Genomic DNA, 23,278 nt, shown 5'->3' on the forward strand with positions numbered 1-23,278 from the left:
AGATTTTAGTTTTGTGGTTGTTTGTTTTCGTAGCCTAGGGCATACATTTTTAACTGTTTTATCATACTCACCAAACCATTAGCACGGGTTGGAGAAAGGTGTTCTTTTAAGCCGATTTCATCTATAAAATCTGTGTTAGCTTCAATGATATCTTTAGGTCTTTGATTAGAAAACACACGTATCAAAATAGCAATGATACCTTTGGTAATGATAGCATCACTATCTGCAGTAAAGACGACTTTATCCTCTTTCATATCGGCGTGCACCCATACTTTGGACTGGCAACCTTTGATGATGTAATCATCGGTTTTATACTTGTCATCTATTAGAGGTAAAGATTTACCAAGTTCTATCATGTATTCATAACGTTGCATCCAATCGTCAAATAGTGCAAATTCGTCAACTATATCTTCTTGTATTTGTTGGATATTACTCATTACTCAAATATTTTAATTCTAAAATTAAATTATTGTCTTCCCCAAAGAATTTCAAGGTTTCATCTTTATATTCAAATGTTGTAATCAAACCTAATTGACCAAAAAAAGCATTTTCATTGGTCATATCGCCTTCACAATACATTTTAGTCGAAATAGGGTATTTAAAATCTAGGGTTTTACCATTTTTTTCGTATTCACATGTAAAAGTATTACAATCAAATTTACCGCCTAGGCGTTGTTCATTGGTGTTTATATTAATTCTGTAAGTTTTTTGGGGTTTATAGTTTTCAGTGTTTAACGCCATAAGTTCGTAATTCCCAGTAGGAAATTCATCCATATTTGCTGTTTTTTGGGTTGAATTACAAGACACTAATACAAAAATACAAAAGGACAGGATTAATCTCATAACAACATGGAGTTTGCTTTTTTTAAGGCGTCTATCATAAGGTCTATTTCTTCTTTGGTATTATAAAAAGAAAATGATGCTCTTATGGTTCCCGGTATTTTAAAAAATTCCATGATGGGTTGTGCACAATGATGACCGGTTCTTACTGCTATACCCATTTTGTCTACTAGTGTCCCAACATCGTAGGGATGTAAGCCTTCAAAGTTAAAAGAGATGACCGCAGTTTTTTGTTCAGGGCTTGTGCCGTAAATGATAATGTTATCAAATTCTTCTAGACGTTTTGTGGCATAGAGGAGTAATTCATGCTCATAGGCTTGTATATTTTCAAAGCCAATTTCGTTCATGTAATTTATCGCTCTACCAAAGGCAATACCTCCGCAAATATTTGGGGTTCCAGCTTCAAATTTGTTAGGTAAACCAGCGTAAGTCGTTTTTTCAAAACTGACTTGGTCTATCATTTCTCCACCGCCTTGATAAGGTGGTAGAGCTTCAAGTAATTCACGTTTGCCATACAACATGCCAATACCGGTTGGACCACATATTTTATGCGCTGAGCAAGTATAAAAATCAACGTCTAAAGCTTGAACATCGGCTTTGAGATGTGGTGCAGACTGAGCGCCGTCAACTAAAACTTTAGCTCCGAAGTCATGGGCTTTTTTTATAATCTCTTGAATAGGATTGATTGTGCCTAATGCATTTGACACATGATTTACCATGACCAACTTCGTATTGGGATTGAGCATCACCTCAAATTGACTCATATTTAAGGTGCCAGTTTCTGACATTGGCAAAACTTTAAGCAGAGCCCCGGTTTTTTCACACAACATTTGCCATGGCACTATGTTGGAGTGATGCTCCAAACCAGAGACAAGAATTTCATCGCCTTTTTGGAGAAATTTCTCAAAACCATTGGCAACTAAATTGATGCTATGTGTTGTGCCGGCAGTCAGTATAATTTCTTTAGATTCTTTAGCGTTGAAGTGTTGTTGAATGATTTGCCTTGCTTTCTCATAAGCATCGGTAGCTTCTTGAGACAAAGCATGTACACCACGATGGATGTTAGCATTGTAGTTTTGATAGTAATCTACAATACAATCAATCACTTGCTGAGGTGTTTGAGATGTTGCCGCATTGTCAAAATACACCAGAGGTTTTCCATTAACTTTTCTATTTAATATAGGAAAATCTTGTCTTATTTTTGTGACATCAAATCGCTCTGCAACCTTCATAATTAGTTAATTTTATAAATCAAACCCGAGTTGAACCCCAATTTTTAGGGCAATTTGCTTAGTGATTCGTTTATTAATTTCTGGTATTTTTACACTGTTTAGGACATTATTTGCAAAAGCATACATTAATAAAGCGCGAGCTTCTTTCTGTGGAATACCTCGCGATTGCATATAGAATAAGGCTTCTTCGTCTAATTGCCCGATAGTACAACCGTGACTACACTTCACATCATCTGCAAAAATTTCGAGTTGAGGTTTTGAGTTGATGGTGGCTTGGTCATCTATTAAAATATTGTTGTTACTTTGGAATGCATCAGTTTTTTGAGCAATTTTATCCACTAAAACTTTACCATTAAATACGCCCGTAGATTTTTCAGCAAAAATCCCTTTGTAGTCTTGATGGCTTTCGCAATGTGGTTTTCTATGATGCACCAAAGTGTTATGATCTACATGTTGTTTACCTTCAATGATAGTGACTCCTTTTAAAATAGAGTTGATATTGCTGCCATTTTGATAAAAATTTAAGTTATTTCTAGTCAGTTTCCCACCAAAAGAAAAGGTATGCATTGACACTTCAGAATCGCGATCTTGACTGATATATGTATTATCAATTAACGAAGAAGTCACCTTATCATTTTGAATTTTATAATAATCTACATTTGCGTTTTTCCCAGCAAATATTTCGGTAACGGAATTGGTTAAAACGGCATTCTCGGTCAAACTTTGATGGCGTTCTATAATTTGGACTTGAGCATTATCTTCTGCGATGATTAAATTACGTGGCTGAATCATCAAAGCATGCTCATTTCCAGTTGAAAAATTTAAAATTTGTATCGGTTTTTCAGCGGCAACACCTTTAGGTATTTTAATGTAAGCCCCTTCATAAGAAAAAGCCGTGTTGAGTGCTGTTAAACTTTCCTGTGGCGCAACCTTATTGAAGTATTTTTTTATGATCGGTTTATACTTAGCTTTATTAAGAGCAGAAGACATCAAGCATGCATCAAATTTATCATGAGTGGTTTGTGAGAGGTGAGAGGCATAGATACCATCGACAAAGACAATTTGATAGGTATCAATATCGTGAATACAATATTTTTTGATATCGCGATATTCTATAGTATCTTCCTTTTTTGGGAAAATGCTATAGTCTTCTTTTAATATTGAATTAAGAGAAGTGTATTTCCAGGCTTCTTGTTTCCTGTGGGGGAAACCCGAATGCTCAAAATACTTAATCGCTTCATTTCTAATATTGTGAATATCGTTTTCTAAATCGATATTTTCTTCAAACGCTAAATATGAAGAGAGTAATTTTTCTTTAAGTTTCATTTTTTAATGTTTCAAAGTTTCAAGTTCAAAGTTTCAAGTCTTTGGTTTCAGGTTTTTGGTCTCAGGTTTCTTATTGCTATAATGTTTAAATTTAATCCCTTTATGGTCGTTTTTCTTTAAATAGGATTTAAGATTTGCTATTTTTCCGCTTAGGTTTTCATAATCCTTTTGCTATATTATCCATTACAGAACCTGATGATGCTGTAATTTGATCTCTTAGGTTAAAATCTGATTTCAAATTAGTTTCCAAGCTTATTTGATTAATTATTTGAAATGATCTACGTGGTTCTTTCCCAATCTCTAATTCTTCAAAACGATTGATAGTATCCATATATTTCAATTTTAAACTAGAAACCAGAAAATTTAAACCAATTGTTCTTCTTTAAGCCAATCATAGCCACGTTTTTCAAGTTTTTTAGCCAATTCTTTATCGCCGGACTTTATGATTTTACCATCGACTAAAACGTGAACAACATCAGGAACAATGTAGTCTAAGAGGCGTTGATAGTGTGTAATGACTAAAGTCGCATTGTCTTTGGTTCTCAATTTGTTAACCCCATCTGCTACGATTTTTAGGGCATCAATATCCAGTCCGGAATCGGTTTCGTCGAGTATAGCTAATTGGGGTTCTAACATTGCCATCTGGAAAATTTCATTTCGCTTTTTTTCACCACCAGAAAAACTTTCGTTGAGTGAACGTGACAAAAATTTTCTGTCCATCCCAAGCATAGCTGACTTTTCTCTGATTTTTTTCAGCATCTCATTGGCTGGCATATCTTTTAAGCCTTGCGCTTTCCTAATTTGATTAATTGCAGTTTTGATAAAATTGGTTACCGAAACCCCAGGGATTTCAACAGGATATTGAAACGATAAAAATATACCTTTGTGAGCGCGTTCATCGGCTGATAGCTCAGAAATATTAGATTTATCGAATAAGATTTCACCTTCTGTAACTTCGTATTCTTCGTTTCCGGCAACTACTGAAGCTAATGTACTCTTTCCTGAACCGTTTGGTCCCATAATGGCATGGACTTCTCCGGGATTAATCTCTAAATTAACACCTTTGAGAATTTTTTCTCCTTCTACTTCGGCGTGTAAATTATGTATTTTTAGCATGGTTATTCGTTTTGTTTAGAACTGTATTTTATGACTTTTGTTTCTTCTTTAACTTTTGGTTTATATATGCTGTCAATGCTTTTGATGGTCAAGATTTGATCCCAACCTTCTTCTGTATTAGGTTGAAGTTCACCTTTTACAATCACTTTAATCACATCGTAATCATCATTTTTTATCGCGTCAACGTCTTTGATTAAGCTTTTGGCTTGCTCGTCCATTTTGACACCGTATATAAAATTATTCCCATTTAACACGGCTGCCGTGTCGACATCTATAAATTCACCATGATAGGTTTTAAACCGGCTTTCAACAATTTCATTGGAATCACTTTCAGATGATTTGTCTTTTGGATCAGACTTACAACTTAGAATTAAGCCACAAACTAAACAGCTTAAAAGCAATGACAATTTTATTTTTTTCATTTTGTAAAAGTTAAGTTTAACCTACTGAACCCTCGAGGGAAATTTCAAGTAATTTCTGTGCTTCGACAGCAAATTCCATCGGCAATTTATTTAATACTTCTTTACTGAAACCGTTTACAATCAAAGCAATGGCTTTTTCGGTATCAATACCACGTTGGTTACAGTAGAAAATTTGATCTTCACCAATTTTGCTTGTTGTCGCCTCATGCTCAATTTGAGCATTTTTATTGGAAGCTTCGATGTAAGGGAAGGTATGAGCACCACACTTGTTTCCCATCAACAAGGAATCACATTGAGAGAAGTTTCTTGCATTTTTTGCCCGTGGGCTAACTTTAACCAGTCCGCGATAAGAGTTTTGCGATCGACCTGCAGAAATCCCTTTTGATATGATAGTCGATTTGGTGTTGTTACCGAGATGAATCATTTTGGTGCCTGTATCGGCTTGTTGAAAATTGTTGGTTAAAGCAATTGAATAAAATTCACCAATAGAATTATCACCTTTTAAAATACAACTCGGGTATTTCCAAGTCACAGCTGAACCGGTTTCGACTTGCGTCCAGCTGATTTTAGCATTTTTCTCACAAAGACCACGTTTGGTTACAAAATTAAAAACGCCACCTTTACCTTCTTTATCGCCTGGGAACCAGTTTTGAACTGTGGAGTATTTAATTTCTGCATTATCTAAAGCAACCAACTCAACTACTGCTGCGTGCAATTGATTTTCGTCACGCATCGGTGCGGTGCAACCTTCAAGATAACTCACATAGCTAGATTCTTCTGCAATGACCAAAGTTCTTTCAAATTGACCTGTACCTGCTTGATTAATTCTGAAATAAGTTGAGAGTTCCATTGGGCAACGTACACCTTTTGGAATGTAACAGAAAGATCCATCCGTAAACACAGCCGAATTTAAGGCCGCAAAGAAATTATCTTTTGGAGGAACAACACTTCCAATATATTTTTTGACTAATTCGGGATGTTCCTGAATAGCTTCTGATATAGAGCAAAATATGATACCTTTTTCAGCTAAGGTTTCTTTGAATGTTGTCGCCACAGAAACAGAGTCCATGACAACATCAACAGCTACACCGGCGAGTTTCTTTTGTTCATCAAGGGAAATTCCAAGTTTGTTGAACGTATCTAAAAGCTCTGGATCAACTTCGTCTAAGCTGTCATATTTTGGTTTGTTACTCGGTGCAGAATAATAAGAAATACTTTGATAATCGGGTTTTTCATATCCAATATTTGCCCAATTAGGCTCAGCCATAGTTTTCCAATGTTTGAAGGCCTCGAGTCGCCATGCGGTCATCCAGTCGGGTTCATTTTTCTTTTTAGATATTGCTATTATGATATCCTCATTCAGACCTGGTGGTAAGGTATCGGATTTGATATCGGTATAAAACCCATATTCGTATTCTTTATTTTTCAGATCTTTTTCAAGTTCTTGTTCAGTATAAGCCATTTTATTAGTATTAAGTAATGAGTATTAAGAAATGAGTATTAAGTCTTTAAGACTTTAAATTATAGTGAGTTTTGATTGTATTGTACCAACCACCCACTACAAACTACCCACTATAAACTAAAACTTTCCCCACAACCACAAGTTCTTTGCGCATTAGGGTTATGGAAAACGAAACCTTTGCCGTTGAGACCACCAGAAAATTCTAAAGTCGTACCGGCAAGGTATAGAAAACTGCTTTTATTAACAGCAATTTTAATCTCGTTGTCTTCAAATATTTTATCGTTGTCTAGTTGCTCTTTATCAAATTTTAAATCGTATGATAAACCAGAACAACCGCCACTTTTTACGCCAACCCGCACATAGTGCTTATGCGCGTCAAAGCCTTCCTCGCTCATGAGTGCAATAAGCTTTTGCTTGGCATGTTCGCTTACTTTTATCATATTTAATTTTATTTAAACTGATTACAAATATAAGATTTTATATACGAAAACAGTTTTGTATTAACATTTTCCTAAAAGCAAAAAAAGCTGCGATTAATCGCAGCTTTTTGAGAACAAAGTATTGTACCGATTTAGTTAGTCGCCCAGCTAAAGTCAGCTTCTGTAACTGTTCCTGATGTATAAGTTCCATTAGGATCTGCATCAGCACCGTCAATTTGAATACCAGAAAGAGGTGCACCATCTGGTCTGTCGATTAATGGGTCATATCCAGTTAAAGTAATACCTGTGATAGTTGCACCAGAATTAGCTTTAAACTGTAAAGCTGTACCCGTGGTACCACTTGTATTTTCAGCTACAAAATTTTCAATTGTAGGATTACCATTTTCACCATCTGCTTCAATTGCAGTAGAGAAATTGGCATTTTCATGTTTTACAAAAGAATTGGTTAAACTACCATTCCAGCCTTCTGTCCAGTCAACTGAATCATCTTCCATATTTCTAGCGTAGAAATTTGTAAGATTAGCAGAACCACCAAAGAATTCAACACCGTCATCCTGACCATCTAAAACAGCAACGTTTTGAAGAGTCGTTCCTGAACCAACAGCATACAGTGTTAAGCCGTTGTATTGAGATTCTGGATTGATTTGTGCACCAGTTTCTTTTAAGACAAGATAATTTACAATACCTGAGTTATCATCTGGATTGCTACCACCGTAAATGATACCGCCAACTTCTGCAACAGCGTCAACACCGTTTGTTGTTTCTGCATCTCCAGCGATGACTAATCCACCCCAAACACCTGTTGAGCCTGGCTCCATTACTACAGGATTGCTTTCAGAACCATTGATGAATATATCAGCTCCTTTCTGTACAACCATATAAACGTCTGTTCCAGTTCCGGTTGTAACAGTTGTTCCAGCAGGAATCGTAAGTGAACCACTGTCAACAGAAACAATACCATTTAAAGTATAGTCAACACTAGAATCTAAGATGTTAATCCCGGTTAGGTTAAGCCCACCTAGTTCTGGATTTGTTACAAAAGAGACCGTTTGACGACCAGTCACCCAATCAAAATCTGAAGGAGATACGGTACTAGAATCGTAAGAACCATTAGGGTTAGCATTAGCCCCATCGATTTGAATACCTGATAATGGCGCATTATCTGGTCTGTCTAGTAATATGCTGTAACCAAGTAAAGATACATTTGACATTGTCGCTCCAGAGTTAGCTTTAAATTGTAAAGCAGTACCACCACTTAAAGAAACCGCTCTAAAGTTATCGATTGTTGGATTGCCATTTTCACCATCTGCTTCTATTGCAGTTGAAAAATTTGTGTTGGCGTGTAAAACATAAGTATTAGTCAATGACCCACTCCAACCTTCAGTCCAGTCTACAGAGTCATCCTCCATATTTTCTGCATAAAAATTGGTAAGGTTTGCCTTGCCACCAAAAAACTCTACACCATCATCTTGACCGTTTAACACAGCAATATTACTTAAAGATGTTTCTTCACCAACTGCGTAAAGGGTTAAACCATTGTATTGAGATTCTGGATTGATTTGCGCACCTGTTTGTTTTAAAATTAAGTAATTGATTGAACCTGAATCATCTTGGTTGTCATTACCACCGTAAAGGATACCACCAACTTCGGCAACTGCATCTACGCCATTTGTAGTAACACCGTTACCAGCGATAACAAGACCGCCCCAAACGCCAGTTGAACCTGGTTCCATAACAACGGGATTACCAGCTTCACCATTGATTACAATATCAGCATCTTTTTGAACAACGATATATACGTCAGTTCCAGTGCCAGTAGTAATTGTTGTTCCAGCAGGAATAGTTAATGTCGCTCCAGCTTCAACAGATAAGATACCATTTAAGGTATAATTTTCTGTAGGGTCAAGAGTTAGATCTTCGGTTAAAACATCACCACCTAACTCAGTGTCATCACCACCAGGAGGAGGTGTTGTTCCGTTGTCATCATCATCGCTACAGCTTATCACTGTAAACGTAAATGCTAAAATCGTAAGCAAATAAGCAAAAGATTTAATTGTTGTTTTCATGATTAAATTAATTTAGTTGTTATTTATTGATTATTAAAAGTTATAAGTCACACCAAATGATACCTGAGCACCATTTTTATAAGATCTCACAGTTTCCTCAGTTTCTATCTGTTCTGGATTATTGTTTATAGGTTGTACGATTTGGGTTCTTTCTATTTCTGGATTTAATAAGTTTTTACCCGATAGCTGTAAAGTCAAATTTTCATTGATATCTTTTCTCACAATAGCATTAAGGATTACAAAACCTTTTTCTATGATTTCTTCATTAAATTGAATATCTGGATTGGTTTGTGTTTCAGGATTACCTAAAGAGAAAATATTCTCAGAAGCAAAATTTGCAGATACATTAGCAACCCAAGGATTGTCATTTGTAGTTTCAAAAGTAAGGTTACCATTAAAAATCCAGTCTGATGCACCTTGAAGACCTGTTTCGGTTTTACCGTTGTAAGCAAAGGTGTTTCCATTGGCTAAGGTTTTGAGGTCTTGCTCATGCCACATTCTCGTTACATTGACATTTGACCTTAAAGAATAGCCAAGATCTGCTTCTTTTGAAATAATATCAATTTTTGAATCTAATTCTATACCTAAAATTTCGGCTTGTTCACCAGAGTTGAAATACGAGAAAATACCTGCTGAACTTCTCAATAATACCCTGTTGATAGGATCATTAATTTGTTTGTAGAAACCTGTTAAAGATATTAATTGAGATCGACTTGGAAAGAATTCCCACTTAAGATCTAAGTTGTAGTTTTCACTAGCTTCAACATCAGGATTACCTTGAGAAACTTGCCCTCTTGGGTCTACATATTGAAATGGCGCAATTTCTTTAAATTCTGGAAGTGTTATGGTTTTACTAGCAGATAATCTGAAGTTGTGTTCTTCATTAAGCTCATATTTGATATTAATCGACGGTAAAAAGTTGTCATAATCTTTCGTAGTCGAGCCATTAGGTGAATTTAATACGTCCCAAGTGGTTTCAATCTCATCTACTTCGTAACGTAATCCCAGATTAAAATTCCATTTATCTAATTTATAATTACTAACAAGATAACCGGCGTAAATATTCAATGTGGCATCATAAACATCTGGTTTTCTATCGTCTATTGCCAATAAGCCATTATCAATATTTTCTTGTGTAAATACTTCAGTTAAATTGTCTAAAGAGTTTGGGAATACTGAAGGTTGTGGACTGGTTTCGAATAAACCAACAAATTGTGATAAAAAGTCTCTAGTTTTATTTCTAAAATCACCCCCAACATCTAGTTTTAGACCATTTTCATTGTCTTCTTCCTCGATATTAGTTACTTTAAAGGAGTCATTAATTCGCGCATTGACTTCAAAGTCATCAATTTCTTGATTACTCTTTCTTTGTTGAAAATCTCCTGTTCTTCCCAGTTCAATTCTATCTTCATTAAAGTTGATTTCGTTTCTAATACGGTTGGGCTCATCTGCATTGACAATATTGAGGCCAACAGCCCAATCAACTTTGTGTTGACCAAAATTATTTTCACCTATAAATTGATTGACCAAAACTTGAGTTTCTCTTACATTTTGATCTCTTATGAATTGGTCAAGGGGCGGTTCAGTTTGCACTTCATCAAACACAAAGCCTTCTCCATTTCTACCAGCTTCAAAAACTATACCTTCAGTTTTATTTAAAAATAAACTGACAAACTTAATATCATCATTGTCATTGTAATCGTATCTTAAATCTAAAAGTGCAGAAGTAGAGGTCGTCTTTTTAAAGCGATTGATATCTGTAAAATTATCTCTAACATTATTGCCATCAAACTCCTGAAAAAATTCTTCTCTAAACTCAAAACTTGTCTTTTGAGATAAAGTTGCAAAAGTCCTAAAATTATCTCCAAATTTTTCACCACCTGCAACATTAAAACTGTAGTTTACGGGATTGTCTTGAACTTGAGTATTCCAAGTCTGACCGAGCATCGCTTCTGTAGTAGTTAGATTAGAATTATGAAATCCTACCGAAATATCATCTTGAAATGGGCCAACTAAAAATTGATTTGCATCTATAGCATTTTCATTAGCACCAATTTTGAAACCTACTGATAATTCTTCAGTTCCAACTAATTCTCTGGTAGCAATATCTATGTTTCCAGAAGCTTGGTCGCCGTATAAATTTGAGGTATATGCTTTACTAATTGAAATATTAGATACGACTCGAGTAGGGAATAAGTCTAAATCTATATTTTTTCTTTCTACATCATCAGAAGGGACCGGTAAACCATTCATTGTTGTCACAAGATAACGATCACCTAAACCTCTAATGAATACATCTCCAGAACCCTCGGAGTTAGATACCCCTGAGATTTTTGTTGTTGCAACAGCAACACTGGAAACCCCCATTTTAGCTAATTCTTGGGAACCTATGCTTTCTTTAATATTAATAGCACCTTTTTGGTCAAGCAGCAATGCTACTTCAGAATCTCTACGTGCTACTGTTGTAATTACAACTTCGTCTAATGTGGCAGCCGTGGCTCCCATTGCTGTATTAACCTCAGTTACTTTACCGGCGATAACTTCTACATCTTCAATAGTGATGGTTTCGTATCCTACATAAGAAAACTCTACGGTGTAAGTGCCAGGTTGAAGATTGCCAATATTAAAAAGCCCTTGAGCATCTGTTGTTGTACCCTTGTCTTCACCTTTCAGAATGACATTTGCAAAAGGTAATGGCTCATTATTAAACTCTTTGTCTGTAATTTTACCGACGATATTACCTGTAGTTTCTTGGGCTAATATTTGTAAACTCATTAACCCAATTAAGCAGAACAGTGAAAATCTTTTCATTCAAAATTATTTTGGTGCAAATAAAGCAATTCAATAACTGTGAATGTTTAATTGTATATTATTAAGAAATTTGATTGTGTTAAGTTATCATTAACTGATTTAAGCACTTAAACACATAAAAATTTATATATCAATATTTTATGAGAAATATTTATTTACATTTGTTTACATAAAGATTACATTAAGGCAATTTTAGCTTTACAAATCATAGGTTAATAAAGCGGAAATGTAAAGTAATTTTAACATTGATATTTATTTAATGTATAAATTTGTTAAGTAAATTTTTAATCATGAAAAAAAAGAACATAACTATTCTTATTGTTGACGACGAGCCTGATATTTTAGAAATATTGGATTACAATTTGTCTAACGAAGGGTATAAAGTTGAAACTGCAAAAAACGGTGCTAAAGCTGTTAAAATAGCTAAAAAAATAAAACCTCAACTGATTATCCTCGATGTGATGATGCCAGAAATGGACGGTATAGAAGCATGTGAACAAATTAGAAAAATCAAATCTCTAGAAGATACTGTTATCGCATTTTTAACCGCTAGGGGCGAAGATTATTCTATGGTTGCTGGTTTTGAGGCTGGTGCTGATGATTACATTACCAAACCTATTAAGCCCAAGGTATTGGTGAGTAAAGTGAAGTCTTTGTTGAGGAGATTCCGCTCCAACAAAAAAGAAAAACAAATTTATAAAGTCGGAAATATCACCATTAATAAAGATGAGTATAAAGTCATTAAAGACAAAACAGAAATGCCTTTGCCACGTAAAGAATTCGAATTGTTGTCTTTACTTACTTCAGAGCCGGGAAAAGTATTTAAACGCGAAGATATTTTAGACAATGTTTGGGGCAATGAAGTAATTGTCGGAGGAAGAACAATTGACGTCCATATCAGAAAACTGCGTGAAAAACTCGGTGATAAGTCTTTTAAAACCGTAAAGGGTGTGGGCTACAAATTTGTCAATTAGAGATGGGTGATCAACAGTTTAAACGATCTTACAGATTTGCGTTTTTTTCATCGCTTTATATCACCCTATTTCTCAGTGCTTTCCTGCTTTTAATTGAATATATTTTTTTTGAAATCAACTGGCAGAGTTTATTAATTTTTACTATTGTATGCTATGTACTCGCTTTTCTTGTCATACAATTGCGTATAGAGCACTTTATTTACAAACGTGTCAAGGCGGTATATGATTCTGTAACACTTTTAGATTCTTCATTGTTGCAAGAAGAGCGTGTCACTACAGATATGGCAACCTTGACCAAAGAAGTCGAAAAGTTTGCTCGAGACAAAAAAATAGAAATTGAAGGCTTAAGAGTTAGAGAAAATTATCGTAAAGAGTTTATGGGCAATGTTTCTCATGAATTGAAAACCCCTTTATTTACCGTACAGGGCTACATCTTGACATTACTAGATGGGGCTTTAAAGGATAAAAAAGTGAGAAAAAAATATCTAAAACGCGCAAGTAAAGGTGTTGACCGTTTGCTGTATATTGTGAACGACCTAGATATGATCACAAAACTCGAAGCCGGCGATTTACATCTTTACAAAGAAGATTTTGATATAATAGAAGTAATTAAAAATGTATTTGAGCTTTTAGAAATGAAAGCCGAAAAAAAAGAAATCTCTTTAAATTTTGATAAAAATTACTCATCAATTTTTGTTAATGCTGATAAAGAACGTATACAACAGGTCTTGACTAATCTTATTGTGAACTCTATCAAATACGGTAAAAAGAGTGGAACCACTGAACTTAGCATTGAAGATTTAGACTCAGGTAAAGTCTTAATTAGAATTACTGATAACGGCGAAGGAATAGATGAGGAACATATCCCAAGATTATTTGAGCGCTTTTACCGTGTTGATAAAAGTGGCTCTAGACAAGAAGGCGGCTCAGGACTTGGCTTATCAATTGTAAAGCATATTATAGAAGCTCACGATGAAAAAATATATGTCGAAAGTGACTTTGGTGTAGGAAGCGAATTTTCATTTACCATCAAAAAGGCTAAAGACACTCGTGAAGCAGAGACCTCCATCGAAGACCAAGTGGTTTAAGCCACTACAAAAATCAATTTTTTTTAATTGCTCTACCTTAAAGTGTCGCTGTTGGCAATACGGTGCTATGTGATGTGCCATTAATCGTTTTGCTAAATATTGTTGTTCGAATTGCCCCGGCGTTGGTATAAAAAAGGCCTTTTTGTTGAGTTTAGCTAAGTCCATAAGCGTTGTATAACCAGATCTAGCAATGACGATATCGCTTTGTAAAATGAGTTTTTCAAGCGGCTTTGCTTTTAAAAAATTAATAATTTTGATAGCGTGATCATAATAGACCACTTCTTCTTTTTCAACTATACCACGAACCAATACAACCTTAGCTTCATAATTTTTAAATTCTTTAAGCAATTTTGTCTCCAATAGGCTTCTTTGTGGCTCTGGTCCAGACAACAAAATTAGGATGTCATATTGAAGTGGTTGTTTTGTCCATTCAAAACGACTGAGGACGCCAATATATTTAAGATTGAGGGATGTTTGTTTAAGATGGCTTAACTTCCCACTTAAGTTTGGAGTACCGGCTTTATCAGGTACTCAGCATTCATCGTATTTTTTGATGAAATATTGATGCAGCCATGATGTCAAAGCAGTTGTACTTCCTGAATATACTTTAAGCTGATGAGACAGGATTGCGCAGGGAATAGCTCTGTGATACAAACCTAATCTATTATCGGCAATGATGCCTTTCAGCTGAATTTTATGGCTCAATTTTTTTAAAAACCTTCGCTCTTGTTGGATGCAACGGTATAACCTAAAGATTTGAAGAACAATTTTAAATTTAAACCACAATCCCTTTTTGGCGTATTTAATTTTGAGTGATGGTAACGCATAAGATTCAAGTTCGGGAAACTCTTTTTTTAATAGCTCTAAAGCTGCTCCATCAGAAGCTAATATTGGATTATAGCCATATTTTTGTAATGCTTTAATGATTGGGATACATCTAGTTGCATGACCTAAACCCCAATTGAGTGGAGCAACTAAAACTGAGCCTTTTGACATTAGATTTTTTAAAGTTTAAAAATTAATTAAATTTACAATTTAAATCTTATTTGAATTGGGGAGTAAAAATAAATTACGAAGATTTAAAGATAACGAAACATTTGCTAACGTTATTCAACCGAGTCGAGAAGAAGTTGTCGATCAATCTTATAAATATAAGGGACGATGGAATACTTTATATTTTAAAAATAACAATCCCATTATAGTGGAATTGGGTTGTGGTAAAGGTGAATATACGGTAGGTCTAGCTGAAAAATATAAAGACAAAAATTTTATTGGAATAGATATCAAAGGGGCTAGGTTTTGGAAAGGGGCTAAAACAGCTTTAGAGCATGATCTGAAGAATGTCGCCTTTCTCAGAACTCAAATAGAATTGGTGACTGATGTTTTTGATCCTCATGAAGTCAGCGAAATTTGGATTACTTTTCCAGATCCTCAAATCAAATATAAGCGTACCAAACACCGTATGACCAATCCGGATTTTTTAAGCAAATACAAGACTATACTTAAACCTCAGGGTTTAATTCATTTAAAGACCGATAGTGAGTTTATGCATGGTTATACTTTAGGTCTTCTTGAAGGTTTAAGTCATGACATCCTTTACAGCCATCACGATATATACGTCAATCACGAAGCACCAAAAGATGTAGTTGGCATTCAGACGTTTTACGAAAAACAATATCTTGAAAAAGGAAAGCCTATAACATATCTCAAATTTAAACTCAATTAAAACCAATTCAAGACTATTTTGCACGAAGTCAATTTATTTATAATCACTTTTTTTGCTGCATTAGTTGGCGTAATTCCACCGGGACTCGTCAATATGGCTGTGGCTAAAACTTGTGTAGATATCAACAAAAAAGCGGGTAAATACAAAGCCTTTGGTGCTGCAAGTGTTGTTTTTGTTCAGGCTTTAATTGCCATACTCATCGCCAAAGAGATTTTGAAAAACCCTGAGTTTAAAGACAATATTTTACTTGTAGGGTTATTTGTTTTATCTGTACTTTTAGTGTATTTTATCATTTCAGCTCGACGACAAAAGCCCACACCTTTAGAGCACAAAAGTGCAAAGTTGACAAAAAGTTTTATGAATGGTGTTGTCATATCTGGACTTAATGTTTTTCCAATACCTTACTTTGTAGTGATTTCTACATTGTTTACACCACAAAATCACATTGATTTTACCTGGACTACAAAACTTATATTTTCCTTATCTGCGGCCTTAGGCAGTTTGACCACATTTTTGCTGTATGTCTATTTTTTTGATAAAATCATCAAACAAAATAAACTGTTCAAAACTTACTCTAATTATTTTATGGCAGCTTTGATGTTGTGTTTATTGTTAATTACACTTTATCGACTATATGGTTAAGCAGTCTTCAGATTTTTTTAAAAAAGTTTACGGTATTGTCCGTCAAATTCCCTACGGAAAAGTGACCACTTACGGTGCTATTGCTAAGGCCTTAGGTGCAGCCAAAAGCGCTAGAACAGTTGGGTATGCTATGAATGCTTCACATCAATACGAGGATGTTCCTGCACATCGGGTAGTTAATAGAAATGGGGTGCTTACAGGAAAACACCATTTTCCCGGTACACATGTCATGCAACAAATGCTAGAAGCAGAAGGTGTTAAAATTAAGGATGACCAAATCATAGACTTTGAGAAGTATCTCTGGATACCTTCTCTTCAAGACTAAATATTTACATAAAACTATTATGGCAATTCTAAGCCTTGATAGGTCATGTAAAACATCTTAGCTTGACCATTAATTATTTTAACTTCGTTGTTCTTTAAGGTATAACTTAAGCGGTCAAAAATCATCAAAAAATCACCTTTATCGTTTTTAAAGCGAAAACTAAACTCCTGTTGAGGTGCATCATTCAAATAGTCGTATTTACCGGCCATTGCCTTGAGGTGGTTTGTCAAATCAGTTTTTAATAAAACTTCATCATAATATCTAAACGCTATGATATTATTGCGGTCAAAATGTAAATGCAAAGGGGTATTGTTATTACGAGAATTACTCAAAATCAATTCTGTAAAATGGGTGTAAGCGTTTATTTCTTCAGCATATTTAGATTTTAACAAACTTGATCTATAAGTCCAAACTGTTTTAGAATTATTGTTTGAAGGTATTATTTGGATATTTAGCGAGTCTGCTATTTTTTTGGGCAAATCATACGTTGTAGTTTCAGAAAAAGCTAGTTTTGGATCAAATCCAAAATAGGCTTTTGTCTTATTCAATGCATTTCTGTTACTGATATATTGAATTATACTTTTAAACCTCTTAAATTCACCGGCAGTAAACGATTTTTCTGGTTTATTGTCAAGTTTTTGCATGAGCTCTTCAAGCTCAGAATATTGGGCATTAATAGAGATTTTAAATGCAGATAAAGGTCCAAACGTGCTTAATAAAATCAATAGAAATACCGATTTAGCATAAATACTTAAATCTTTTTTATTGGAAATAATCATATAAATCAACATGCCCAAAATCCAAATGGCTAAAACCAAGCCCAAATAACGCAGTTCTGTAAAATTGTACTCTGCTATTCTTCTGTAAAGTGCAATAAATAATAGTGGTATAAGGGGTAAAATGCTCCAAAAATAATAAGGGAAAAATTTTTGAATAAGTTTTGATTTGTGGGTTTTGCGGATTGGCTCAATTGCTATATGAATCAAAAACGCTAAAAGGCTTAAAGCTGTAATAAGATAGGTCACCCAACCTCGAGGCAATTCCCAATCTATCAATATTTTTAAGACATAAACATATACAATTAGCATATATAATAAACTCAAAGGGATAAGTATGTACAAGATGAGCACTTCACTTGCTTTACTAAAATCAACCTTATGGTCTAACTTATCTATGCGAGGGAAATCACTTAAATACACAAATGTGTTAACGATACCGAGGCAGAATATGAAAGTTTGTAAATATATATTACTATTAAACTCTGCATCAAACAAAAGTTCTAAAGCAGAAATGGCTAGAGCCAATCCTATATAGAGTACAACTGCGTAAAGTCCACTTCTGAAAAGCGCAACGATAATAGACTTTAAATAATTCCAAAACTTATTTTTATGCCATGTATTAACAAATGGGGCAAATCCTACAAAGATATGACCCGCCAAAAGAAGTAATGCCCAACGGTCGTAAACCTTTTCTGAGATATCAATTTCAATGTTATATATGTAGTAAGAAAATAGCGCTAGAGCAATGATAATAGATAGTTTAAACGCAAACCGATTTAAAGGATTGTGTTTTAGAGCCTCAGACAAAAATTGGCTGCCAATTAGCCAAGAGACACCGAGAATTAAAACTAAAATAAAACCTTCGTTTTGCTGAATAAGATCAAAATCATCTATGCCATAAACACTTATTAAATAAAAACTCCCAAAAATAGCCCAAATCAAAGTGACTGGAAAACGTTTAAAACTCGAAGTTGCTTTTTGGCTCAAATTGAAGATAAAACTCATACATCGTGTATTTACTTTTAAGTCGTGAAAATTGTATATTTTTGACTTATATTCAATTTACTAACATAATACTTTTTGTTTAAAATATTATTTTATTTATGGCTGGACATAGTAAATGGGCCAATATCAAACACCGTAAAGGCGCCCAAGACAAAAAACGAGCAAAGCAATTTACAAGAGCAATTAAAGAAATTACCGTAGCAGTTAAAGATGGTGGCGGCCCCGATCCGGAAACTAACCCGACATTGCGAAATGCTATTGCCAATGCTAAGGGTGTCAATATGCCTAAGGATACTATTCAAAGAGCGATTAAAAAAGCCAGCGGTGCCGATGCAGAAAATTATGAAACAGTCACTTTTGAAGGTTATGGGCCTCACGGTATTGCTATTTTTGTAGAATGTACGACAGACAATACCAATAGAACCGTAGCCAGTGTTCGTTCCATATTTACCAAAGGTGGTGGAAGTTTAGGGACCAATGGTTCACTTGAGTTTTTATTTGATAGAAAAGGGGTGTTCTTGCTCGAAAAAGAAAAACTTGAAATGGACATTGAAGCAATAGAACTAGAACTGATTGAAGCCGGAGCTACAGAAGTTGAAGATAATGATGATATATTGGTGATTTATACCGATTATAATGATTTTGGAAAGATGAATGAAGCATTAGAGCAACTTAATATTGAACCAAAAAACGCTGAACTTCAACGTATTCCATTAAATACGACTCAACTGGAACTAGATCAAGCTAAAAAAATCATGGACCTCATTGATAAATTTGAAGAAGATGATGACGTTCAAAATGTCTATCACACCCTAGAAATAACCGATGAATTAGTAGAAGAGTTAGATAAAGAAGAATAAGATAAAATACAAACTATTTCTTCATAAACAGTTCTCTTCTGATTTCAGTTTCACGTCTTAAGGCAGCGTTGAGGTATTTAGCATCTTTTTCATCTTCATAAGTTTCTATATAATTCATATAATAGTCGAGAACTTTAGATTTATCTTCAAAAGCATAATCTGCAGCTAAAGCTCTGTAATATTGAGAATCTTCATGATGCCAATTTTCATCATAAGATTTTTGAAATTGATAAAACGCAATTTTATAATCCTGATTTTGCATATGGTATTTACCCATTAAAAAATTAAATCTCCACATAGAAGTATCCCTTAGTTTTTCGTAGATTAATAAATATGGAATAGCTTTTTTAGGCTCTTTGAGATAAAGATGAATCTCACTTAACTTCAAACACAGTTGCAGATCTTGATTATCTTTTATAAAAGCATTTTGAAATGCAATTAAAGCTTTTTTAGGTTCGTTCAATTTTAAATAACTGTTGCCCTTAATGTCATAAATAAACTTTGGTAAATCAGATTTTAAAGTTTCCAATTTGTCGATGTATTTTATGGCCATTTGCCAGTTATCTTCTCTGTAGAAAATTTGAGCCCTGAGATTGATCAATTTAGGGGTGTTAGGCACAAGCTCTAATGTCTTTTGACTAATTTTCTTTGCTAATTTCAAATTGTCAACTGCCATAAAGTATCGGGTAGCTTCATGTGCAGCTTTGATGTGTTTTGGGTCATAACTTAAGGCATCGAGATAAAATTGATGATAAGCCATTTGCTTCAAAGCATCAGCAATTTTACCTTTTTGATACAAGATTTCTGGATGATTGGGCATGATATCAAGTAGGTTGGTGTAGATGCTGTCGGCTGTTTTATATTGCTTTTGGGTTTTTAATAATTTGGCATATTGAAACCTTGAGGTTAAAAATGCATCAGCCTTAGTCGATTTTAGGGCGTTTTGGTAAGTTTCTTTACAATCAGCATACATGCCTTTAGCACAATAAGCTTTGGCCAAGACCAGTTTATCTGTTGTTGAGGGATTTTCAAGTTTTGAATACCCTTCAATTGCTTTAGCATATTGTCCTAATTGAACATAATCGTCTAAAGTTTGCGCATGATGTCCATGAAAACTTAAAAGCAATATAGCAAGACAAATTTTTTTCATGAGGTCTATATTTAAAACAAATATAACTAAATTATTAGTTTAACTAAATATATAGTTTATAAAACATAAATAAAAGAGGGTTTAAATGAAATAACTACACTGAATATTTTAAATTTGTGATATATGATATTTATCTATTTTAAATGAAAAGTTTTAAACCCAAAGATTTAGAAACTCGCAAATTACACGGACTTCTTTTAGGTGCAGTTGGGCCAAGACCTATTGCATTTGCAAGCACTATAAGTAAAAATGGTGTACCCAATTTATCGCCCTATAGTTTTTTTAATGTCTTTAGTGCTAACCCACCTATTATGATTTTTTCTCCTGCGAGACGAGTAAGAAACAACACAACAAAACACACCCTGAGAAATTGCGAAGAGACAAAAGAAGTCGTTATCAATATTGTGAATTATGCTATTGTACAGCAAATGTCTCTGTCTAGTACAGAATATCCCGATGAGGTCAACGAGTTTGAAAAAAGTGGTTTGACGATGCTTGACTCTGATATCGTAAAGCCTTACCGCGTTAAAGAATCGCCCGTGCAATTTGAGTGTAAAGTCAATGAAATTGTCCAACTAGGTAAAGAAGGTGGTGCCGGCAACCTAATCATTTCAGAAGTGGTAAAACTACATATATCAGAATCTGTTTTAGACCAAAATGATACCATAGATCAATATGAGATTGATCAAGTGGCCAGAATGGGTGGTAGTTGGTATTCTAGAGCCAATAGAGGTATGTTTGAAGTCCCCAAGCCTTTAGCCAAACTTGGAATAGGTGTAGATCAGATTCCCGAAAATATTAAAAACAGTTGCATCTTAACCGGTAATGACTTAGGAAAGTTGGGTAATGTTGAAGCGCTTCCAAAAGAACCTGACATTAAAGACTTTTTGAAACGAGAAAACTTACTCGAATTTATACATTATAGTTATGAAGATGGATTACACCAAAAAGCTCATGATTATTTAAAAGGAGATGATACCTTTGCAGCTTGGTGCATATTATTGTCAAAAAAATAAATTAAGATTATGGAAGTAGAAGGAAAAATAAAAGTAATTGGTGAAACCAAAGAATACGGGAAAAATGGATTCCGAAAGCGTGAAGTTGTCATTACAACAGAAGAGCAATATCCCCAATTTTTAAATATTGAATTTGTACAGGACAAAACCCAATTGGTCGATAACTTTTCGGTTGGAGAAAATGTAAAAATCGGTATCAATTTAAGAGGCCGTGAATGGGTAAGCCCACAAGGTGAAACCAAGTATTTTAATTCTATTCAAGGTTGGCGTATTGAACGCTTAGATCAAAGCCAGAATCAAGACGCATCCATCCCACCTGCAGATCAATTTGAGCCTGTAGATGACCTCAACGAAGAAGATCCGGAAGATGATTTACCGTTTTAATACTTGAGAAAAATGGATAATTTATAAAGTTTTTATGGGTTGGGGATATCTTTAATTATCTAAGCGTATTAAACCCAAAAACAGATAAATATATCACAATAAACATATTCATTAAAAAAACCCCTTATAAATTAAAGGGGCTTTTTATACTTGGATTTTACAGCAATTTTATAAGTGAATCACCTCATCATAAGCATCAGCCACAGATTCCATAACCGCTTCACTCATAGTAGGGTGAGGGTGAATGGCTTTAAGGACTTCGTGTCCTGTCGTCTCTAGTTTTCTTGCAACAACAGCTTCAGCAATCATATCGGTTACACCTGCGCCTAACATATGGCAACCTAACCATTCGCCGTATTTAGCATCAAAAATAACTTTGACAAAACCGTCTTTGGTACCTGCAGCACTAGCTTTTCCGGAGGCTGAAAAGGGAAATTTACCAACTTTGATATCGTATCCGGCGTCTTTTGCTTGCTTTTCGGTCATCCCAACACTAGCTATTTCCGGATTAGAATACGTACAACCGGGAATGTTACCGTAATCAATAGGTTCAACTTTTTGGCCGGCTATTTTTTCTACACATAAAATACCTTCAGCAGAGGCGACGTGAGCTAAGGCTGGACCATGTGTAACGTCACCAATAGCATAATAACCAGGGACATTGGTTTGGTAATAGTCGTTTACGACTATTTTATCTTTATCCGTTTTGATTCCTACATCTTCAAGACCAATATTTTCGATATGGGTTTTAATGCCAACAGCAGATAATACAACATCTGCTTCAAGTGTTTCTTCACCTTTTTTAGTTTTTACTTTGGCTTTGACTTTTTTGCCTTTTGTATCCACACTTTCAACAGAGGAATTGGTCATAATTTTAATCCCTTTTTTCTTATAGATTCGCTCAAACTGTTTAGAAACTTCTTCGTCTTCAACAGGAACTATATTGGGCTGAAACTCAACAACAGTCACATCTGTGCCCATATCACTATAAAAACTCGCAAACTCTACACCAATAGCTCCAGAGCCCACGACAATCATAGATTTTGGTTGTTTGTCTAATGTCATTGCTTTTCTGTACTCTATCACTTTTTTACCGTCTATCGGCAAATTTGGTAATTCTCGAGCATGTGCTCCTGTTGCAATAATGATATGGTCGGCTTCGTAGTCTTTAGCATTGCCTTTATCGTCTTTAACACTCACTTTTTTGCCTTTTTTTACAGTACCATGACCTTCAAGAACATCTATTTTATTCTTTTTCATCAAAAATTTAACTCCACCACTCATTCCATTAGCGACTTCACGGCTACGTTTGACTACTGCAGAAAAATCTTTATCGGCTTTTTCAACTTTCAAACCATAATCTTCTGCATGGTTCAAATAATTAAATACTTGAGCACTTTTTAGTAATGCTTTTGTAGGAATACAGCCCCAATTTAAACATACACCACCGAGGCTCTCTTTCTCTACAACAGCTGTTTTTAATCCTAATTGAGAAGCTCTTATAGCAGCGACATAACCACCCGGGCCACTTCCTACTACTATGACATCATATTTACTCATGTTAAAAATATTTTCTGATTAATAGATATTGCAATTTACTAATATTAGAGATAA

At 34.7% G+C, this 23,278-nt stretch carries 24 protein-coding genes; 8 read left to right on the forward strand and 16 right to left on the reverse strand.

Translation table 11 applies throughout. The annotated features are described in order from the left end of the window. Nucleotides 1-5: 5 nt before the first annotated feature. From FCN74_RS03625 to FCN74_RS03675, 11 genes are all read right to left on the reverse strand, one after another. The gene (locus tag FCN74_RS03625) at nt 6-437 is read right to left on the reverse strand and encodes a SufE family protein (RefSeq protein ID WP_138931218.1); all 432 of its coding nucleotides are present in this window, start codon (nt 435-437) and stop codon (nt 6-8) included. Next, nucleotides 430-843, reverse strand: coding sequence for an META domain-containing protein (locus FCN74_RS03630; protein ID WP_138931219.1), 414 nt, complete (start codon nt 841-843; stop codon nt 430-432). The genes FCN74_RS03625 and FCN74_RS03630 overlap by 8 nt, the downstream gene beginning before the upstream one ends. Then, nucleotides 840-2,072, reverse strand: a complete 1,233-nt coding sequence (locus tag FCN74_RS03635; RefSeq protein WP_138931220.1) for an aminotransferase class V-fold PLP-dependent enzyme — start codon at nt 2,070-2,072, stop codon at nt 840-842. The genes FCN74_RS03630 and FCN74_RS03635 overlap by 4 nt, the downstream gene beginning before the upstream one ends. 12 nt (nt 2,073-2,084) lie before the next feature. After that, nucleotides 2,085-3,398 carry a Fe-S cluster assembly protein SufD gene (gene sufD / locus FCN74_RS03640; protein WP_138931221.1) on the reverse strand — a complete coding sequence of 438 codons (1,314 nt, stop codon included), beginning with the start codon at nt 3,396-3,398 and terminating at the stop codon, nt 2,085-2,087. Nucleotides 3,399-3,555: 157 nt separating this feature from the next. Further along, nucleotides 3,556-3,729, reverse strand: coding sequence for a four helix bundle protein (locus FCN74_RS12325; protein ID WP_317128758.1), 174 nt, complete (start codon nt 3,727-3,729; stop codon nt 3,556-3,558). A gap of 32 nt (nt 3,730-3,761) precedes the next feature. Then, the gene (gene sufC / locus FCN74_RS03650) at nt 3,762-4,514 is read right to left on the reverse strand and encodes a Fe-S cluster assembly ATPase SufC (protein ID WP_138931222.1); all 753 of its coding nucleotides are present in this window, start codon (nt 4,512-4,514) and stop codon (nt 3,762-3,764) included. 2 nt (nt 4,515-4,516) lie between these two features. Continuing rightward, nucleotides 4,517-4,936, reverse strand: coding sequence for a hypothetical protein (locus FCN74_RS03655; RefSeq protein ID WP_138931223.1), 420 nt, complete (start codon nt 4,934-4,936; stop codon nt 4,517-4,519). Between the two features lie 16 nt (nt 4,937-4,952). After that, on the reverse strand, nt 4,953-6,398 hold the full coding sequence (gene sufB / locus FCN74_RS03660; protein ID WP_138931224.1) for a Fe-S cluster assembly protein SufB: 1,446 nt from the start codon (nt 6,396-6,398) through the stop codon (nt 4,953-4,955). A 110-nt stretch (nt 6,399-6,508) separates the two neighbouring features. Further along, nucleotides 6,509-6,838 (reverse strand): HesB/IscA family protein, encoded by a 330-nt coding sequence (locus tag FCN74_RS03665; RefSeq protein WP_138931225.1) that lies wholly within the window; start codon nt 6,836-6,838, stop codon nt 6,509-6,511. Nucleotides 6,839-6,969: 131 nt separating this feature from the next. After that, nucleotides 6,970-8,904 (reverse strand): hypothetical protein, encoded by a 1,935-nt coding sequence (locus tag FCN74_RS03670; RefSeq protein WP_138931226.1) that lies wholly within the window; start codon nt 8,902-8,904, stop codon nt 6,970-6,972. Between the two features lie 33 nt (nt 8,905-8,937). Next, entirely contained in the window at nt 8,938-11,679 is a 2,742-nt protein-coding gene (locus FCN74_RS03675) for a TonB-dependent receptor (protein ID WP_246062545.1), read from the reverse strand. Nucleotides 11,680-12,005: 326 nt separating this feature from the next. Between FCN74_RS03675 and FCN74_RS03680 the strand changes: the two genes are divergently transcribed. Continuing rightward, a complete protein-coding gene (locus FCN74_RS03680; protein ID WP_138931228.1) occupies nt 12,006-12,689 on the forward strand; it encodes a response regulator transcription factor in 684 nt (227 codons plus the stop codon). Between the two features lie 2 nt (nt 12,690-12,691). After that, nucleotides 12,692-13,777 (forward strand): sensor histidine kinase, encoded by a 1,086-nt coding sequence (locus FCN74_RS03685; protein WP_138931229.1) that lies wholly within the window; start codon nt 12,692-12,694, stop codon nt 13,775-13,777. Here the strand turns inward: FCN74_RS03685 and FCN74_RS12165 are convergent. Both FCN74_RS12165 and FCN74_RS12170 read right to left on the reverse strand, forming a co-directional pair. Then, a complete protein-coding gene (locus FCN74_RS12165) occupies nt 13,709-14,167 on the reverse strand; it encodes a glycosyltransferase (protein WP_246062546.1) in 459 nt (152 codons plus the stop codon). The genes FCN74_RS03685 and FCN74_RS12165 overlap by 69 nt on opposite strands. Before the next feature lie 141 nt (nt 14,168-14,308). Then, nucleotides 14,309-14,773 carry a hypothetical protein gene (locus FCN74_RS12170; RefSeq protein WP_246062547.1) on the reverse strand — a complete coding sequence of 155 codons (465 nt, stop codon included), beginning with the start codon at nt 14,771-14,773 and terminating at the stop codon, nt 14,309-14,311. A gap of 55 nt (nt 14,774-14,828) precedes the next feature. On the opposite strand from FCN74_RS12170, the gene trmB reads away from it, so the two are divergent. From trmB to FCN74_RS03705, 3 genes are read left to right on the forward strand one after another with little or no spacing between them, the layout of a single operon-like run. Continuing rightward, a complete protein-coding gene (gene trmB, locus FCN74_RS03695) occupies nt 14,829-15,503 on the forward strand; it encodes a tRNA (guanosine(46)-N7)-methyltransferase TrmB (protein ID WP_138931230.1) in 675 nt (224 codons plus the stop codon). A gap of 18 nt (nt 15,504-15,521) precedes the next feature. After that, nucleotides 15,522-16,145 carry a LysE family translocator gene (locus tag FCN74_RS03700; protein ID WP_138931231.1) on the forward strand — a complete coding sequence of 208 codons (624 nt, stop codon included), beginning with the start codon at nt 15,522-15,524 and terminating at the stop codon, nt 16,143-16,145. After that, nucleotides 16,138-16,470 carry an MGMT family protein gene (locus FCN74_RS03705; RefSeq protein WP_138931232.1) on the forward strand — a complete coding sequence of 111 codons (333 nt, stop codon included), beginning with the start codon at nt 16,138-16,140 and terminating at the stop codon, nt 16,468-16,470. The genes FCN74_RS03700 and FCN74_RS03705 overlap by 8 nt, the downstream gene beginning before the upstream one ends. Nucleotides 16,471-16,487: 17 nt before the next feature. On the opposite strand, the gene FCN74_RS03710 is transcribed toward FCN74_RS03705, so the two are convergent. Further along, complete coding sequence (locus FCN74_RS03710; RefSeq protein WP_138931233.1) at nt 16,488-18,254, reverse strand: DUF4153 domain-containing protein; 1,767 nt, start codon at nt 18,252-18,254, stop codon at nt 16,488-16,490. A 98-nt stretch (nt 18,255-18,352) separates the two neighbouring features. Between FCN74_RS03710 and FCN74_RS03715 the strand changes: the two genes are divergently transcribed. After that, nucleotides 18,353-19,114 (forward strand): YebC/PmpR family DNA-binding transcriptional regulator, encoded by a 762-nt coding sequence (locus FCN74_RS03715; RefSeq protein WP_138931234.1) that lies wholly within the window; start codon nt 18,353-18,355, stop codon nt 19,112-19,114. A gap of 13 nt (nt 19,115-19,127) precedes the next feature. On the opposite strand, the gene FCN74_RS03720 is transcribed toward FCN74_RS03715, so the two are convergent. Then, a complete protein-coding gene (locus FCN74_RS03720) occupies nt 19,128-20,264 on the reverse strand; it encodes a tetratricopeptide repeat protein (RefSeq protein WP_138931235.1) in 1,137 nt (378 codons plus the stop codon). Between the two features lie 143 nt (nt 20,265-20,407). Between FCN74_RS03720 and FCN74_RS03725 the strand changes: the two genes are divergently transcribed. Then, nucleotides 20,408-21,280, forward strand: a complete 873-nt coding sequence (locus FCN74_RS03725) for a flavin reductase family protein (protein ID WP_138931236.1) — start codon at nt 20,408-20,410, stop codon at nt 21,278-21,280. A gap of 9 nt (nt 21,281-21,289) precedes the next feature. Beyond that, nucleotides 21,290-21,664 (forward strand): DUF3127 domain-containing protein, encoded by a 375-nt coding sequence (locus FCN74_RS03730; protein ID WP_138931237.1) that lies wholly within the window; start codon nt 21,290-21,292, stop codon nt 21,662-21,664. 168 nt (nt 21,665-21,832) lie between these two features. Here FCN74_RS03730 and lpdA read toward each other — a convergent pair whose 3' ends face one another. After that, on the reverse strand, nt 21,833-23,224 hold the full coding sequence (gene lpdA, locus FCN74_RS03735) for a dihydrolipoyl dehydrogenase (RefSeq protein ID WP_138931238.1): 1,392 nt from the start codon (nt 23,222-23,224) through the stop codon (nt 21,833-21,835). Nucleotides 23,225-23,278 lie beyond the last annotated feature (54 nt).

Source organism: Mesohalobacter halotolerans, assembly GCF_006120725.1.
Lineage (GTDB): Bacteria > Bacteroidota > Bacteroidia > Flavobacteriales > Flavobacteriaceae > Psychroflexus > Psychroflexus halotolerans.

Excerpts from the sequence above, each read along its gene's own strand:
- FCN74_RS03725 (WP_138931236.1), top strand. The coding sequence starts at position 20,408 with ATGAAAAGTTTTAAACCCAAAGATTTAGAAACTCGCAAATTACACGGA.
- FCN74_RS03720 (WP_138931235.1), bottom strand. The coding sequence starts at position 20,264 with ATGAAAAAAATTTGTCTTGCTATATTGCTTTTAAGTTTTCATGGACAT.
- FCN74_RS12325 (WP_317128758.1), bottom strand. The coding sequence starts at position 3,729 with ATGGATACTATCAATCGTTTTGAAGAATTAGAGATTGGGAAAGAACCA.
- FCN74_RS03730 (WP_138931237.1), top strand. The coding sequence starts at position 21,290 with ATGGAAGTAGAAGGAAAAATAAAAGTAATTGGTGAAACCAAAGAATAC.
- FCN74_RS03710 (WP_138931233.1), bottom strand. The coding sequence starts at position 18,254 with ATGAGTTTTATCTTCAATTTGAGCCAAAAAGCAACTTCGAGTTTTAAA.
- FCN74_RS03655 (WP_138931223.1), bottom strand. The coding sequence starts at position 4,936 with ATGAAAAAAATAAAATTGTCATTGCTTTTAAGCTGTTTAGTTTGTGGC.
- FCN74_RS03715 (WP_138931234.1), top strand. The coding sequence starts at position 18,353 with ATGGCTGGACATAGTAAATGGGCCAATATCAAACACCGTAAAGGCGCC.
- FCN74_RS03670 (WP_138931226.1), bottom strand. The coding sequence starts at position 8,904 with ATGAAAACAACAATTAAATCTTTTGCTTATTTGCTTACGATTTTAGCA.
- lpdA (WP_138931238.1), bottom strand. The coding sequence starts at position 23,224 with ATGAGTAAATATGATGTCATAGTAGTAGGAAGTGGCCCGGGTGGTTAT.
- FCN74_RS03675 (WP_246062545.1), bottom strand. The coding sequence starts at position 11,679 with ATGAGTTTACAAATATTAGCCCAAGAAACTACAGGTAATATCGTCGGT.
- FCN74_RS03705 (WP_138931232.1), top strand. The coding sequence starts at position 16,138 with ATGGTTAAGCAGTCTTCAGATTTTTTTAAAAAAGTTTACGGTATTGTC.
- sufB (WP_138931224.1), bottom strand. The coding sequence starts at position 6,398 with ATGGCTTATACTGAACAAGAACTTGAAAAAGATCTGAAAAATAAAGAA.
- FCN74_RS03635 (WP_138931220.1), bottom strand. The coding sequence starts at position 2,072 with ATGAAGGTTGCAGAGCGATTTGATGTCACAAAAATAAGACAAGATTTT.
- sufD (WP_138931221.1), bottom strand. The coding sequence starts at position 3,398 with ATGAAACTTAAAGAAAAATTACTCTCTTCATATTTAGCGTTTGAAGAA.
- FCN74_RS03665 (WP_138931225.1), bottom strand. The coding sequence starts at position 6,838 with ATGATAAAAGTAAGCGAACATGCCAAGCAAAAGCTTATTGCACTCATG.
- FCN74_RS03680 (WP_138931228.1), top strand. The coding sequence starts at position 12,006 with ATGAAAAAAAAGAACATAACTATTCTTATTGTTGACGACGAGCCTGAT.
- FCN74_RS03685 (WP_138931229.1), top strand. The coding sequence starts at position 12,692 with ATGGGTGATCAACAGTTTAAACGATCTTACAGATTTGCGTTTTTTTCA.
- FCN74_RS03630 (WP_138931219.1), bottom strand. The coding sequence starts at position 843 with ATGAGATTAATCCTGTCCTTTTGTATTTTTGTATTAGTGTCTTGTAAT.
- FCN74_RS12170 (WP_246062547.1), bottom strand. The coding sequence starts at position 14,773 with ATGTCAAAAGGCTCAGTTTTAGTTGCTCCACTCAATTGGGGTTTAGGT.
- sufC (WP_138931222.1), bottom strand. The coding sequence starts at position 4,514 with ATGCTAAAAATACATAATTTACACGCCGAAGTAGAAGGAGAAAAAATT.
- FCN74_RS03625 (WP_138931218.1), bottom strand. The coding sequence starts at position 437 with ATGAGTAATATCCAACAAATACAAGAAGATATAGTTGACGAATTTGCA.